General features: G+C 34.9%; 16 protein-coding genes. 6 read left to right on the forward strand and 10 right to left on the reverse strand.

Annotated elements, in window-relative coordinates:
• Window positions 1–16 precede the first annotated feature (16 nt).
• The 3 genes from FAF07_RS11950 to FAF07_RS11960 all read right to left on the reverse strand — a co-directional run bounded on the left by FAF07_RS11950 (window position 17) and on the right by FAF07_RS11960 (window position 3,313).
• Window positions 17–1,045, reverse strand: coding sequence for a rod shape-determining protein (locus tag FAF07_RS11950; protein ID WP_142785320.1), 1,029 nt, complete (start codon window positions 1,043–1,045; stop codon window positions 17–19).
• 125 nt (window positions 1,046–1,170) lie between these two features.
• Window positions 1,171–2,703: a bifunctional phosphoribosylaminoimidazolecarboxamide formyltransferase/IMP cyclohydrolase gene (gene purH, locus FAF07_RS11955; RefSeq protein WP_142785321.1), complete on the reverse strand. Its 1,533-nt coding sequence runs from the start codon at window positions 2,701–2,703 to the stop codon at window positions 1,171–1,173.
• A gap of 157 nt (window positions 2,704–2,860) precedes the next feature.
• Window positions 2,861–3,313 carry a GAF domain-containing protein gene (locus FAF07_RS11960; protein ID WP_142785322.1) on the reverse strand — a complete coding sequence of 151 codons (453 nt, stop codon included), beginning with the start codon at window positions 3,311–3,313 and terminating at the stop codon, window positions 2,861–2,863.
• A gap of 91 nt (window positions 3,314–3,404) precedes the next feature.
• On the opposite strand from FAF07_RS11960, the gene xrtF reads away from it, so the two are divergent.
• The 3 genes from xrtF (at window position 3,405) to FAF07_RS11975 (ending at window position 5,004) form a co-directional block, all read left to right on the forward strand.
• Window positions 3,405–3,956 carry an exosortase family protein XrtF gene (xrtF, locus tag FAF07_RS11965; RefSeq protein WP_142785323.1) on the forward strand — a complete coding sequence of 184 codons (552 nt, stop codon included), beginning with the start codon at window positions 3,405–3,407 and terminating at the stop codon, window positions 3,954–3,956.
• A complete protein-coding gene (locus FAF07_RS11970) occupies window positions 3,949–4,377 on the forward strand; it encodes an exosortase F system-associated membrane protein (RefSeq protein ID WP_142785324.1) in 429 nt (142 codons plus the stop codon). The genes xrtF and FAF07_RS11970 overlap by 8 nt, the downstream gene beginning before the upstream one ends.
• Before the next feature lie 126 nt (window positions 4,378–4,503).
• Window positions 4,504–5,004 carry a GNAT family N-acetyltransferase gene (locus FAF07_RS11975; protein ID WP_142785325.1) on the forward strand — a complete coding sequence of 167 codons (501 nt, stop codon included), beginning with the start codon at window positions 4,504–4,506 and terminating at the stop codon, window positions 5,002–5,004.
• A 251-nt stretch (window positions 5,005–5,255) separates the two neighbouring features.
• Here the strand turns inward: FAF07_RS11975 and groL are convergent, their stop codons facing one another.
• The 7 genes from groL to miaB all read right to left on the reverse strand — a co-directional run bounded on the left by groL (window position 5,256) and on the right by miaB (window position 12,016).
• Window positions 5,256–6,887: a chaperonin GroEL gene (gene groL, locus FAF07_RS11980; protein ID WP_142785326.1), complete on the reverse strand. Its 1,632-nt coding sequence runs from the start codon at window positions 6,885–6,887 to the stop codon at window positions 5,256–5,258.
• Between the two features lie 118 nt (window positions 6,888–7,005).
• Window positions 7,006–7,281, reverse strand: a complete 276-nt coding sequence (locus FAF07_RS11985) for a co-chaperone GroES (protein WP_142785327.1) — start codon at window positions 7,279–7,281, stop codon at window positions 7,006–7,008.
• 151 nt (window positions 7,282–7,432) lie between these two features.
• Window positions 7,433–7,798 (reverse strand): preprotein translocase subunit SecG, encoded by a 366-nt coding sequence (secG, locus tag FAF07_RS11990; protein ID WP_142785328.1) that lies wholly within the window; start codon window positions 7,796–7,798, stop codon window positions 7,433–7,435.
• On the reverse strand, window positions 7,798–8,742 hold the full coding sequence (locus FAF07_RS11995; RefSeq protein WP_142785329.1) for a hypothetical protein: 945 nt from the start codon (window positions 8,740–8,742) through the stop codon (window positions 7,798–7,800). The genes secG and FAF07_RS11995 overlap by 1 nt, the downstream gene beginning before the upstream one ends.
• Before the next feature lie 2 nt (window positions 8,743–8,744).
• Window positions 8,745–9,251, reverse strand: a complete 507-nt coding sequence (locus tag FAF07_RS12000; RefSeq protein ID WP_142785330.1) for an LptE family protein — start codon at window positions 9,249–9,251, stop codon at window positions 8,745–8,747.
• Window positions 9,252–9,283: 32 nt separating this feature from the next.
• Window positions 9,284–10,558, reverse strand: a complete 1,275-nt coding sequence (locus FAF07_RS12005; protein ID WP_142785331.1) for a sigma-54 interaction domain-containing protein — start codon at window positions 10,556–10,558, stop codon at window positions 9,284–9,286.
• A 9-nt stretch (window positions 10,559–10,567) separates the two neighbouring features.
• Window positions 10,568–12,016 carry a tRNA (N6-isopentenyl adenosine(37)-C2)-methylthiotransferase MiaB gene (gene miaB / locus FAF07_RS12010; protein WP_142785332.1) on the reverse strand — a complete coding sequence of 483 codons (1,449 nt, stop codon included), beginning with the start codon at window positions 12,014–12,016 and terminating at the stop codon, window positions 10,568–10,570.
• A gap of 169 nt (window positions 12,017–12,185) precedes the next feature.
• On the opposite strand from miaB, the gene FAF07_RS12015 reads away from it, so the two are divergent.
• From FAF07_RS12015 to FAF07_RS12025, 3 genes are all read left to right on the forward strand, one after another.
• A complete protein-coding gene (locus FAF07_RS12015; RefSeq protein ID WP_142785333.1) occupies window positions 12,186–12,890 on the forward strand; it encodes a lipocalin family protein in 705 nt (234 codons plus the stop codon).
• 59 nt (window positions 12,891–12,949) lie between these two features.
• On the forward strand, window positions 12,950–14,176 hold the full coding sequence (locus tag FAF07_RS12020) for an LVIVD repeat-containing protein (RefSeq protein WP_142785334.1): 1,227 nt from the start codon (window positions 12,950–12,952) through the stop codon (window positions 14,174–14,176).
• Between the two features lie 274 nt (window positions 14,177–14,450).
• Entirely contained in the window at window positions 14,451–15,233 is a 783-nt protein-coding gene (locus tag FAF07_RS12025; protein WP_142785335.1) for a hypothetical protein, read from the forward strand.
• The last annotated feature ends 35 nt before the right edge of the window (window positions 15,234–15,268 follow it).

Raw genomic sequence — 15,268 nt, forward strand, 5'->3', positions numbered from 1 at the left:
GACTGTTTAGTCTTTGTTACTTAATCAATACACTCTTGTATTTAGGTAGGTTTTTAAGTGTAATTCCTGTACCTCTAACAACGGCTCTTAATGGGTCTTCTGCAATATAAACCGGCAAGTCTGTTTTTTGGGATAATCGTTTATCCAGTCCGCGTAACATAGACCCACCACCTGCTAAATAAATACCGGTATTATAGATATCGGCAGCTAATTCTGGAGGCGTTTGTGAAAGCGTTTCCATAACCGCATCTTCAATACGAAGAATCGATTTATCTAATGCCTTTGCTATTTCTCTATATGAGATTTGAACTTGTTTTGGTTTTCCTGTTAGTAAATCACGCCCTTGAACACTCATGTCTTCTGGAGGTAATTCTAAATCTTCAGTAGCAGCACCAATTTGGATTTTTATCTTTTCAGCAGTACGTTCACCAACATATAAATTGTGTTGGGTACGCATGTAATAAACAATATCGTTAGTAAATACGTCTCCCGCAATTTTAACAGATTTATCACAGACAATGCCACCAAGCGCAATGACTGCAATTTCAGTTGTACCACCACCTATATCCACGACCATGTTTCCTTTGGGTTGCATAATATCTACACCAATACCAATGGCCGCAGCCATAGGTTCATGTATTAAGTACACTTCTTTACCATTAACACGTTCTGCACTTTCCTTAACAGCACGCATCTCCACCTCTGTAATCCCTGAAGGAATACAAATGACCATGCGTAAAGCTGGTGTAAAAAACTTCTTTTTTAATGCGGGAATGTTTCTAATGAACATACTTATCATCTGCTCTGAAGCATCGAAATCTGCAATAACACCGTCCTTTAACGGGCGAATGGTTTTGATGTTCTCATGGGTTTTTCCTTGCATTAAACTGGCTTCTTGACCAACGGCAATAATTTTGCCAGAGACCCTATCTCTAGCAACTATAGAAGGCGCATCAACAACGACCTTGTCATTGTGAATAATAAGCGTATTGGCAGTACCTAAATCTATTGCAATATCTTCTGTCAGGAAGTCAAAAAATCCCATATGTAATTTGTGGTTTTATAGGTTCAAAAAAAGTAATCTTGTAAATGTAATAAAAGTTGATAAATATCTATGTCCTTTGGTCGAAATTCGGATAAATTCTGAATTGATCTAAGGTCAATAATCGTTTAATGTTTAAAATGACGTGTTCCAGTCATAACCATGCTCAAGTTATTGGCATTGCAAAAATCAATACTAAGCTGATCTTTAATAGAGCCACCCGGTTGAATGACTGCCGAAATTCCTGCATTTTTTGCAATTTCAACACAGTCTGGGAACGGAAAAAAAGCATCACTTGCCATAACTGCTCCTTCTAAATCAAATGTAAAGGATTGTGCTTTATGGATGGCTTGATTTAAAGCATCAACACGACTGGTTTGTCCTGTTCCGCTAGCGCATAATTGTTTGTTTTTTGCTAAAACGATGGTGTTCGATTTGGTGTGCTTGCAAATTTTTGAAGCAAAGATTAAGTCATCTAACTCATTTTGTGTTGGTTTATTGTTTGTTACATGTTTTAAACCTTTAGCCGTATCTGTAATAGTATTTCTGTCTTGTACTAAAACACCATTTAAACAACTTCTTATATTGGTTTTAGGCATTTCAACGTCATGAATTTCAAGTAAAATTCTGTTCTTTTTGCCTTTTAAAACTTCTAAAGCTTCGGCAGCAAATGAAGGTGCAATAACCACTTCACAGAATAATTTATGAATCTCTTCAGCGGTATCTAAATCAATTTCTTTGTTGCTAATTAAAACCCCGCCAAAAGCTGAAACAGGGTCGCCTGCTAGGGCATCAACATAGGCTTGATGAAGCGAGTCACGTTGTGCTAAACCACAGGCGTTATTATGTTTTAAAATAGCAAAAGTAGGCGCGTCATTTTTAAATTCTAACATGAGGTTTACCGCAGCATCAACATCTAAAAGGTTATTGTAACTTAATTCCTTTCCATGAAGTTTTGTAAAGAGTTTATCGAAATTTCCGAAGAAAAATCCTTTTTGGTGAGGGTTTTCGCCATACCGTAAAACCTTTCCATTAGTCTCGCTAATCTTTAATACAGCTTCATCATGATTTTGATTAAAGTAATTAAAAATAGCTGTGTCATAATGTGAAGATACGTTAAAAGCTTTTCCAGCAAAACGTTTTCTGTCTTCTTCAGAAATACTTCCGTTGTTTTCAGAAATAAGCTCTAAAAATTCAGCGTAATCATCAACTGAGGACACACAAATCACATCAGCATAATTTTTAGCAGCAGCACGAATTAACGATATACCACCAATATCTATTTTTTCAATAATATCTTGTTCACTAGCACCAGAAGCTACCGTTTTTTCAAAGGGGTATAAATCTACAATAACCACGTCAATTTGTGGAATGTCATAAGATTCTAACTCGGCTACATCACCAGCATGATTTTGTCTATTTAAAATGCCACCAAATACTTTAGGGTGCAGTGTTTTTACACGGCCACCTAAAATAGACGGATAGGAGGTCACATCTTCAACAGGGACAACATTGATACCTAAATCATTAATGAATTTTTGAGTTCCGCCTGTAGAATAAATGGTCACTCCTTGTTCATTTAATTTTTGTACAATAGGTTCTAAACCGTTTTTGCTAAAAACCGAAATTAAAGCCGATTTAATTGTTTTTTGGTTGCTCATGTTGTCGTGTTGTTTGTTTAATTTTTAAAAGCCTGAATACTGATTCTAATACAAGGTGGTTTTATGAGTGCAAAAGTAATTATTTAATGCAAAAGGAGTTATAGGGATACTGGAAAAAAAGACTCTTTTTTCAACTAAAAAGGGAAGTTGTTAACAACTATAAAATTTCGGCAACTTTCTGACAAACAAACTCTAAAAACCGTTCGTCTTTTTCTGAGAAAGGGTGAGGCGTATTGGAGTCGATATCTATTTGACCTATGTTTTCTCCGTCAATAAAAATTGGAATTACAATTTCTGCTTTTACGGTAATACTACAGGCAATATAATTATCTTGAGCAGAAACATCTGGCACCACAAAATTCTCATTACTTAGTGCGACTTGCCCACAAATGCCTTTTCCAAAAGGAATGATGGTATGATCTGTAGGTTCCCCAACGTAAGGCCCTAATTTGAGTTCATTTTTATCGCCATTTTTAAAATAAAAACCTACCCAGTTGTAATAGGGGATATTTGATTCGAGTAATTCACAAATTTCTAACAAACGCGCATCTACAGATTTACTATTTTTCATAATGCTGTTTACTTGAGTTCTTAGGGGTTCAAAAGTCATAACTTAAAAAGTTTTGGCAAAAGTATTTAAAAAGGTGTAATTTCGATATTCAGTTTTATAAAATTTAACTTAATAAGTTTAGAGCTTACTGTTGAAAACACTTTTATTAAAATATAAGTCTGTTATAAAGTTTATTCTTACTTTTTTGTTGGTGTATATGGTGTTGACCATTCTATACAATCTGTATTTAGATGCATCAGACGGGTCGATATACTATCCAGACTATTTTACGCATTTGGTGGCTATTCAAACGGAGTCCTTGTTGAATTCCTTTGGATACCATGCCGTACTCATTCCGCATCCAGATGAGCCCTCAATGAAGCTTATTTTAAACGGCACCTATCTGGCGCGAATTATTGAAGGTTGCAATGGCGTGAGCATCATCATTCTATTTCTATCTTTTATAGTGGCATTTTCAGGGGCATTTAAAACAACCTTGTTTTACATCCTTTCCGGAAGTGTGTTAATTTATGCTGTTAATTTGTTGCGAATTGTAATTTTAACCATAGGTTTATATCATTATCCAGAACATGCCAACCTGTTACACAATGTTATTTTTCCTGGGATTATTTATGGAATGGTGTTTTTGTTATGGATATTTTGGGTCAATCGTTTTTCTAAATTGAATAAAAAGAATGCATAAAACCACCACATACATAGGCGTCTTTTTGTTGTTCATTTTGCTGATCCTTATTCGGTTTTTCGAAAATGAGTTATTCTACGATCCGTATTTGATATTCTTCCAAAATGACTATCTATATATAGATAGTCCACGACGGGAAGTTTTTAAGGTCACTGCGTTTACTACGCTTCGGTATGCGATGAACACCATTATTTCATTGGGTATATTATATCTATTCTTTAAGGATAAAAGTGTTATCAAATTTTCAGCAATCATCTATAGTGTTGCTTTTGCTGTGTTAATTTTACTGTATCTGTATTTTGTAAGCAACCCCAAACAAGAACAATATTATTTGTTTTTTAATATGAGGCGTTTTCTCATTCAGCCTATTATTTTAATACTTTTATTACCCGCATTTTATTATCATAAACTTAAAAACTAGGTGTTAATCACTTAATAAAAGAGGAATTGACCAATCAAGTTGATTAACTTAATGTTACTTAAAAAATGGAATTTAGAGTCTTAATCATTATTTATATTGGACTTTTTGTAATGCGCTATAATATTTATGATTGATAACAGCTACTTCAAGAACTTCCCAGAGCTAGAAAGTGAACGACTTCTTCTTAGACAGTTCGTATTGTCTGATGCTTCAGAGGTGCAATTAATTCGTTCTAATGAAAAAGTTATGTCTTATATGGACACGGATAGACATATGACCGTTCAGGATTCTGAAAAATTTATAGGTGACTTTGCATTTTTTAAAATAGATAATAAAAATTCAAGAGCAGAAATAGGTTATACTTTAATGCCAGAATTTTGGGGAAAGGGATTAATGAGAGAAGCCATGAATCTAATATTCAATTTTGGATTTAATCGTTTAAACCTCCATAGTTTAGAAGCTAATATAAACCCTGAAAATGAAAGTTCTAGAAGCATATTGAAGAAATTCGGATTTGTAAAGGAAGCTTATTTTAGAGAAAATTATTTTTATAATGGTGTGTACTTAGACAGTGAAATCTACTCTTTACTTAAAACGGATTTCAATACCAATAATATTAAAGAGTAAAGCATTTTAGTTTGAACTTATTTTTGAACTCATCATGGCTTTTTTCAATTGACTAAAAAATTGCTCTTTTGAACCTGTTTTTGTCTTTTTTTCCTTCCGTAGCTCAGCTATGTAACTCAAAAAAGCCTTCAAACTAATTCAAAATAACTAATTTTCGCTACAATCAAAAAAGTCAAGATGAGTTCTTTATAAAAAAACGCCTCAATGTAAATTGAAGCGTTTTTAAATATTTATCAATGGTGGATTCGACATTACATCATCCCTGGCATACCGCCGCCGCCCATTGGAGGCATGGCAGGGGCATCTTCCTTAATATCAATTAAAGCACATTCCGTAGTTAGAATCATACCAGCTACAGAAGCAGCGTTTTCCAACGCAATACGTGTTACTTTTTTAGGGTCTATAATACCAGCCTTCAACAAATCTACATAAGTTTCAGACTTTGCATCGTAACCAAAAGTGCCTTTGCCTTCCATGATTTTTGATACTACTACACTACCTTCGCCACCTGCGTTTTCAACAATAATTCGCAATGGCGCTTCGATAGCACGTGCTACAATCTGGATACCTGTTACTTCATCAAGATTTTCGGTAGTAATTTTTTCTAACACCGATTTTGCCCGAAGGAAAGCAACACCTCCACCAGCAACAATGCCTTCTTCTACAGCTGCTCTTGTTGCATGTAAGGCATCATCAACACGATCTTTTTTCTCTTTCATCTCCACTTCACTTGCAGCTCCTACATAAAGTACAGCAACACCGCCAGCTAATTTTGCTAAACGCTCTTGAAGTTTCTCTTTGTCGTAATCAGAAGTTGTAGTTTCAATTTGAGATTTTATCTGATTTACTCTTGCTTTAATATCTTTAGCATTTCCAGCACCATTTACAATAGTTGTATTGTCTTTATCTACAGTTACTGTTTCAGCAGTTCCTAGCATAGTTAAGTCTGCATTTTCAAGAGTAAATCCTCTTTCTTCGGAAATTACAGTTCCACCAGTTAAAATAGCAATATCTTCTAACATCGCTTTACGTCTGTCTCCAAAACCAGGTGCTTTTACCGCAGCAATTTTAAGTCCACCACGTAATTTATTAACAACTAAAGTTGCTAATGCTTGACCATCTACATCTTCAGCAATAATTAATAATGGACGTCCAGATTGTGCTACCGGTTCTAATATGGGAAGGATTTCCTGTAAGTTAGAAATCTTTTTATCAAATAATAAAATGTACGGATTTTCTAAATCGGCAATCATTTTATCAGCATCTGTTACAAAGTAAGGTGATAAATACCCTCTGTCAAACTGCATACCTTCAACAACATCTACGTATGTTTCCATACCTTTTGCTTCTTCAACGGTGATGACGCCTTCTTTTCCAACTTTGCCAAAAGCGGTTGCTATTAACTCACCAATAGTATCATCATTATTCGCAGAAATGGAAGCGACTTGTTTTATTTTTTCAGAAGAATTACCAACTTTTTGAGATTGCTTATCTAAATCTTTAACAATAGCTTGAACTGCCTTGTCAATACCACGTTTTAAATCCATAGGATTGGCTCCAGCAGCAACATTTTTTAAGCCCTCTTTAACGATGGCTTGCGCTAAAACCGTAGCAGTAGTCGTACCGTCACCAGCTAAATCATTTGTTTTAGACGCTACTTCTTTTACCATTTGGGCACCCATGTTTTCGAGTGGGTTATCCAATTCAATTTCTTTAGCAACAGTTACACCATCTTTTGTTACTTGTGGTGCACCAAAACTTTTGCTAATTATTACGTTTCTGCCTTTTGGTCCTAAGGTTACTTTTACTGCATTTGCTAATGCATCCACGCCACGTTTTAAACCGTCACGTGCTTCAATATCAAATTTTATATCTTTTGCCATTTTTTGTGTTTTTAAGCTTTTAGCCTTTAGCAGTTTGCTGTTAGCTAAAAGAATCAATTATTATTTAGTTTATATTGTGTTTTTAGCTAAAGGCTGACAGCCAAAAGCATTACCCTATTTATATAATAGCTAGTATGTCGCTTTCACGCATGATTAAATAATCCTTACCTTCTAGTTTAAGCTCTGTACCTGCATATTTTCCGTATAAAACAGAATCACCTACTTTAACAGTAATAGGTTCGTCTTTCGTGCCTTTTCCAGCAGCTACAACTTTTCCTTTTTGTGGTTTTTCTTTAGCGTTGTCTGGAATGATAATTCCTGAAGCTGTCTTGGTTTCGGCAGCAGAAGGTTCAATCACAACTCTATCCGATAATGGTTTAATGTTTAAGCTCATTTTCTATTTTATTTTTAAATTAATTAAGTTAAATGTAACGCCTATGGAGTGTTCTAAAAGTGTGCCAATAGCGATTAACTGACAAACTTACAGAAACAAAAAATGCCGACGGTTAAGTTGGCATTTTTAATATATTTTAAAATGTGTGATTTTAGTTTCCTAAAGAGTCATTTGGTGTAGCAGTCCCTGCATCCTTTGTGGCCGGAGCGGTAGGAACAACTGGTAATGGTTGCGTTGTTGTTGCATCTGGATCTAAAGCTTTAGAATCTGCATTCTCTCCGCCTCTGTTAATGGTTAGATTAGAAGCCAAAATTAACACCAATAATACGGTTGCTAATGTCCACGTGCTTTTATCTAAAAAATCGGTCGTTTTTTTAACGCCACCTAATTGCTGGGTACCACCACCACCGAAAGAAGAAGACAATCCGCCTCCCTTAGGGTTTTGTACCATAACTACTACTATTAATAGAAATGCTACGACAACGATTAGTGCTAAAAATATTGTAAACGTACTCATTATTCTTTATTATTTTGTTCTTGTAATTGTTCTACTGCCTTAATTTGGTTTGCAAAGAAACTACTTTTTTCTGGATATTTCAAACTTAAAACCTTATAAGATTGAATGGCCTTTTTGTAGTTTTTCTGTTCCACATAAATACGCGCCAAAGTTTCTGTCATGAGAGACTCTGGTTGTATCATTTGTGCTTTGGCAAGATTGCCTTTTGTTATTGGTGCTTTTCTTGGTTCTATTTTTGGGTTTTTTGCAATAAAGTCTTCAATCAACTGGAATTTTTTTGCTTTATCTGAACGCTCCGAGATATGTTCTTCTGAAGGTTTAACGATTTTTTCTGTAGGGCGTTCTATCGGTTTAAAGCGTGTTAATTTGAGCCATTCGTTAAAAGAGTGTACTTCTCTTTTGTCAAATTGAAGCGGTTTTCCCAATTGGAGGACATCTGCTTCTGAAGGTTCTTGTGTTTTGGTATCTTTAGTTACCGTCTCAATAATTTCAGATGGGTCTAGACTAAAAGGAGTCAATTTGTTAGGGCGTTCTTCTTTGGGTTGAAATAAAGCAGGATCTAAAATACCGCTAGTGTCATTTATATGTTGCCTTAGCGCATCATCTATAGTCACGCTTTTATTAACAGAAATATCTTCAATAGCAACATCAAAATCTTTCAGATGTTCGGTGTTTTGCTTTATGAATTTTGAAATTTCATTTTGAACGAACGCATCCGACGTGATGAAGTCAAATAAAATACTACGGTCTGAAGTATAGGATGCGGTTATTTTTAATTCGTTGTTATAATTTAGGCTGCCTTGATTTTTAAGACCTTTAAGATATAGCGCCCGTGCCGATTGAAAATATGGAAAGTCATCAATAACCGATTTTATAGCATTCGTTTGCGCATCTGTGATAGTCTGCGGATTTTGAAGAATGTGTATAAAATCAGTTTGGTTCATAGTTACCATTTAGCTAATGTCGCGTTGAAGATGTCTTGTGTGATACGTTCAAAAATCTCTTCGTGTGCGGTGTCTTTTTGTCCGCCAATTAATTGAGCGCTTCCAGGATAGTCATAAAAAAAGGAGAAGGATTGATCTAGATCATCTTCTACATTTGTTCTATTAAAAAACCTCACTTTCACACCAATGGTTAGCCTATTCTGTGCCGCTGTGTTTTGAGACGTTGCGGTGGTTGGTGAAATTCTATATTCGGTAATCTCACCTTCGTAAACCAAGTCGCCATTAGAAGTGACCAGTGTTAAATTGGTTTGATTTTGAAGTAGATCTTCAAGGGCTAATTTAAAATCACGTTCTAAACCAGGTTCTACCAACAGTGCGTTATTTTCAAACCGATTCACTTGAAACGTTTCGGTGCCAGCAGGAATGGAAGCTCCAGTAAAAGAATAGGCCCCACATCCTAATATGGTAATTAGGGTTGATGTTATAATTAGGTATTTATATATCTTCATTTTATGACAATTCGTATTAACAAAACTTAAAATTACAAATCATATTGTTTAATCTTTCTGTACAATGTGCGTTCACTAATACCAAGTTCTGCTGCTGCTAATTTACGTTTTCCGCTATGACGCTCAAGCGATTTTTTTATTAATTCTAATTCTTTGTCGTGTAATGACAAAGTTTCTTCCTCCTCAATTTCTTCAGCAAAATGATATTTATCTTGAATATTATTAGTGCCATTGTCTTTACTATAATCATGATCTGAAAGTGCTAAAAATTCAGCTTCAGAATCTACGGCCTCTTCAAATTCAGTATCATCAGTGTCATTAGTGCCGTATATTTTTTCAATAAGCCCTTCGTGTTCTTTTTCAACCTCTCCCAAATCACCTTTTTTCATGAGTTCCATGGTGAGTTTTTTGAGATCGTTCAAATCACTTTTCATATCAAAAAGTACTTTATACAATATCTCACGCTCACTGCTAAAATCACTTTCAGATTTAGAGTCTTTTATTACCGCAGGCAAATTGGTGCCTGATGTTGGTAAATAGCCTTTTAAAGTTTCTGCCGAAATTATTCGATTTTGCTCTAATACCGATACTTGTTCTGCGATATTTCTTAACTGACGTATATTACCGCTCCAACGATGACGTAATAGAACCTGAATAGCGGGCTCTGTTAATTTTACGGTTGGCATTTTATATTTTAGTGCAAAATCACTGGCAAACTTTCTAAACAATAAATGAATATCTTCTTGCCGTTCTCTTAAGGGTGGCAGATGGATATCTACGGTACTCAACCTGTAATACAAATCTTCTCTAAAGCGTTCTTTCTTTATAGATTCGTACATATTGGCATTGGTAGCCGCTACAATACGCACATCTGTTTTTTGAACTTTACTTGAGCCTACTTTGATGAATTCGCCATTTTCTAATACGCGCAATAAACGTACTTGTGTAGTTAAGGGCAATTCTCCAACTTCATCTAAAAAAATAGTACCACCGTCCGCTACCTCAAAATACCCTTGTCTGGTTTGGGTAGCACCGGTAAATGCTCCTTTTTCATGACCAAAAAGCTCACTGTCTATAGTGCCTTCTGGGATGGCGCCACAGTTTACAGCAATATACTTATTGTGTTTTCTATGTGATAATTGATGGATTATCTTCGGAATGCTTTCCTTCCCCACGCCACTTTCGCCAGTAACCAAAACCGAAATATCTGTTGGTGCCACTTGAATGGCTTTTTCTATGGCTCGGTTTAGTGTTGGCGTGTTACCAATAATTCCAAAGCGTTGTTTTATATGTTGAACGGATTCCATGTTGTGTTATTAATTATTTTCAGATAGACTAATTGCTTCACCTATTAGGGTGGCGCTTGTGCAATTTGTTACACGTACTTGAACAAATTCTCCGATGTTATAATCTTCTTTAGGAAAAACAGCCACAATATTTTGGGCGGTTCTACCAGACCATTGTGCATCAGATTTTTTTGATTCTTTTTCAATCAGCACTTCTACGATGGTGTCTAAATATTCTTTGGTTCTAATTTCGCTGTGTATTCGTTGTAAATCGACTATCTCCTGTAATCTTCTTTTTTTAACTTCTTCAGAAACATCATCGTTCATATTGCGGCCTGCCATGGTTCCTGGGCGTTCTGAATAAGTAAACATATATCCAAAATTATACTTCACATATTCCATCAGGGACATGGTGTCATGGTGATCTGCTTCAGTTTCAGTTGGAAACCCAACAATCATATCTTGACTAATAGCACAATTGGGAATGATACGGCGGATGTTATCTATCAATGCCATGTATTCTTCACGTGTGTGCAATCTATTCATTTCTTTTAGAATTCGATTGCTGCCACTTTGCACGGGTAAATGAATATGATTGCAAATGTTATTAAACTTAGCCATGGTTTCAATAACGTCTAAGGTTAAATCCTGCGGATTAGAGGTTGAAAACCGAATGCGCATTTTGGGCTGTGCTTTGGCGCACATGGCCAGCAAATTAGAAAAATTAACTGATGTGGCTTTTTGTATGTTACTTGCTTTAACAAAGTCTTTTTTAAGACCACCACCGTACCACAAGTAGCTGTCAACATTCTGGCCCAAAAGTGTAATTTCTTTAAACCCGCGATTCCACAAATCATTTACTTCCTCAATAATACTTTGAGGGTCTCTACTGCGTTCGCGCCCTCGTGTAAACGGCACCACGCAAAAGGTGCACATATTATCGCAACCCCGCGTAATGGAAACAAATGCCGTGACGCCATTGGTGTTTAAGCGCACAGGAGCAATGTCACCGTAAGTTTCGTCCTTTGAAAGCATGACATTAATAGCGTCTCTGCCTTCATCAACTTCAGCTAGTAAATTGGGCAAATCTTTATAGGCATCAGGACCAACGACTAGATCTACAATTTTTTCTTCTTCTAGAAATTTTGTTTTTAGGCGCTCTGCCATACAGCCTAAAACACCAACCTTCATTTTTGGGTTGCTATCGCGCTTAACAGCATTGTATTTTTCCAAGCGTTTTCTAACCGTTTGTTCTGCCTTATCCCGAATAGAGCAGGTGTTTACCAAAACCAAATCGGCATCTTCTAAGTTTTTAGTGGTGTTATAACCTTCATTGGCCAATATGGATGCGACTATTTCGCTGTCGCTAAAATTCATAGCACAACCATAGCTTTCTATAAAAAGCTTCCTGTTATTGTCTTTTTTATTTTCGAGAGTAAGTGTTTCTCCTTGCTTGTTTTCGTCTATAATTTTCTCCATATCTACTCATAATTGATGGTAACTAAAAATTCTATCTACCCATCAATAAGCAAGTGCAAAGATACAATTAATTTGTGTTTTTGTGACAAAGTGGCAGTTAAATTTAATGCTTAATATGCGCAACCAAAATGCGTTTTAAGTATCTAATAATAAACTAAGATTTTAAAAGATGAAGCCAATTAAAAAATTTTTCTTCGTAGTTTCTGTATTATTTTGCTTTATGAATATGCAGTGTGAGGATGATGATATAAATATAGATTCAAATAATTTATTAATAGGCAATTGGATAGACCCAATCTATGATGGTGAACAAACTAGCTTTAGGAGAGCAACAACACTTCCTGATGAAGATTACGGAATTTTATTCAAGGAAAACAGAGATTTTGTCGAGCGTTCTTCAGGCTGGTGTGGAACGCCGCCCTTAATTTTTTCTGATTATAATGGAAAATGGCAGTTAGATAATACACTTATAACACTATCTAAAGAGCAATTTCCTAGTAACTATGCTTGGCGTATCGTCTCACTTACCGAAAACGAATTAGTTGTAAAAAGGGAGTTAACGGAACAGGAACAGGATCATCGAGAATTAATGATTTTGTTTAATGAATTTCAAGAGCTTGCAAGTCGTTTTTCTTGCACCAACGCTAGTGACTGGGCTTTTACTGCTTATGGCTCTAAAGCTTGTGGAGGCCCGCAAGGATATATTGCGTATTCAACACATATAGATACAGCAATTTTTTTACAAAAAGTTGATGCGTATACTCAAGCAGAAAATGAATATAATGTTAAATGGGGAATTGTTTCTACGTGTGACATTCAAAATCCACCCAAAAGCATTGCATGTCAAAATGGATTTCCGATTCTAAAGTACTAATTTTAAAGGTGACTTATAAAGTAACTACATATAACCTCTAACTAAAACATTTTTTACATATGAAATTTAAATATCTTTTTTTGTCCTTAGTTTTTATAATGGCTTTGTCTTGTGATAAAAATGACGATTCCAATTATGAATTTGTTCAAGTGGCCGTCCCACAATTGATGAGTAAAACGACTTTTAGGAATTCAGTAGAGGTTACAGTACCCACAAACATTGAAAAAGCCGGCAAAATATACGCTTATAAAAATTATATTTTTGTAAGTGATGTCAATAAGGGTGTGCATATTATTGATAACACGAATCCTAAATTACCAAATGCTATTAAGTTCATTAAGATTCCCGGTAATGAAGACATTTCTATTAAAGACAATTTTTTATATGCAGATAGTGCTACAGATTTGTTGGTTTTTGATATTTCGGATATCAATTCGGTGTCTTTAGTACAGCGGTTAGAAGATGTGTTTAATATTTATAATTTCAATATCCCTATTGAAGCAGAATATGTTGATTATGATAAAATTAATTTTGAAACCGATATTGTTTTAGGTTGGACGCTAACTACAGAAAGACGTGAAAAAATGGATGAACGTTTCATGGATATTGCTTTAAACAATTCAAATGAGTCTGCTATGGGAATTGGGGGCTCTTTGGCGCGTTTTCAAATAGTAGACAACTATTTGTATACCGTAGGAAACTATCAAATGGGGATATTTAATATTCAGAATTTAGCTGAACCCCTACTTGAAAACACGCAATATGCGGGTTGGAATATAGAAACGATGTTTCAGGCAGATGATTATTTATATCTAGGAAGTACCAATGGTATGTATATTTATGATTTGGTCAATCCATCGTTGCCAGAATATGTTTCAGAATTTACCCACTGGGAAGGCTGTGACCCTGTAGTTGTAGATGGAAATTATGCGTATGTCACTTTGCGTGGTGGTAATGCTTGCGGACAATTAGAAAGCGTACTTGAAATTATAGATATTACCGATAAAACAAATCCAACATTAGCAAAAAGATACAATCTTGATAATCCTTATGGATTAGGTGTTAAAGATAATATGCTTTTTATTTGTGATGGTACTTCTGGTTTAAAAATCTTTGATAGAATGACTCCATTTGACTTAAAACTTATGCAACAATTTAAAAACATACAAGCAAAAGATGTGATTCCGTTAGAAAATACTTTGCTCATGATAGGGGAAAACACTTTATATCAATACAGTTATGTGAATAATGGAATAGCTCTTATAAGTACTTATTTATTGAAATAATATAGCAAAACTGTATAACAAAAAATCCTGCATTTATGCAGGATTTTTTGTTTAACCCGTTTTATGTATTAGAACGTCATGATGAATCTTCCAGATACAATAAAATATAACATTTTCTAAGTTTTAGCATAGTACCGCGGCATAAAAAAATAACAAAATATGGGCGAATTTCAGCCATTTTTTAGGAAATAGAAAAAGTTAAGATGAGCTCTTAATTAAAAAAAATTATCTTTAATCTCTTTAATATTACAATTAACAACCAAACCATCGCAAAATGAATACCATAAACAGACTGTTAGAAAAGATTGAAAGTGCCAAAGATTTAGATTTTGGAACCATTTTAAATGAGTGTATAGAGTTATTTAAAAAAACATGGCTACAAGGTTTTCTCTTGCAAGTGTTCACGGTAATAGTGATGTTGCCCTTAATCATTGTGGTTTATATTCCTTTTGTAGGGCTTATTATTGCACAACAAGAGAGTGGTTACGGAAATACAGAGGCGTTTGATAATTTTTTTGCAGGAATGTCCGTGCTTTATATCTTGCTTGTTATTGTAGGCGTTTTTGTATTAGGCTCTATATCATTGGCCTTGCATGCTGGCTTTTATAGAATTATGAAAAAGGTTGATTTTAATGAAGACGTGACGACTAACGATTTTTTCTATTTTATAAAAGGTCAATATTTAAGCAAGGCTTTACTCTTGTTATTGGTTACTATCTTAATTTCCATCCCCGCCGTATTATTATGTTATGTTCCTGTGCTTTATGTCATGGTGCCTTTTTCTTATTTTACAGTGATTTTTGCATTTAACCCAGAATTAAGTGTCGGTGAAATTGTGAAGGCAGGTTTTAAAATAGGAAATAAAAAATGGTTAATTTCATTTGGGTTAATCATTTTAACATCTTTAATGGCACAAATTGTTGGCTTCCTGCTTTGTGGTATAGGCATGTTACTTACTGCTGCCTTTGTTTACCATCCCACCTATTTAATTTATAAACATGTGGTTGGTTTTAAAGAGAATAGTAATGATTACATTGTTGAAGCGCCAATAGAATAAATTGCTTAATTTGATTTATAAGAACCCGCATGTTT

Origin of the sequence: Changchengzhania lutea, from assembly GCF_006974145.1 — a bacterium.
In the GTDB taxonomy this organism is placed as follows: Bacteria; Bacteroidota; Bacteroidia; order Flavobacteriales; family Flavobacteriaceae; genus Changchengzhania; species Changchengzhania lutea.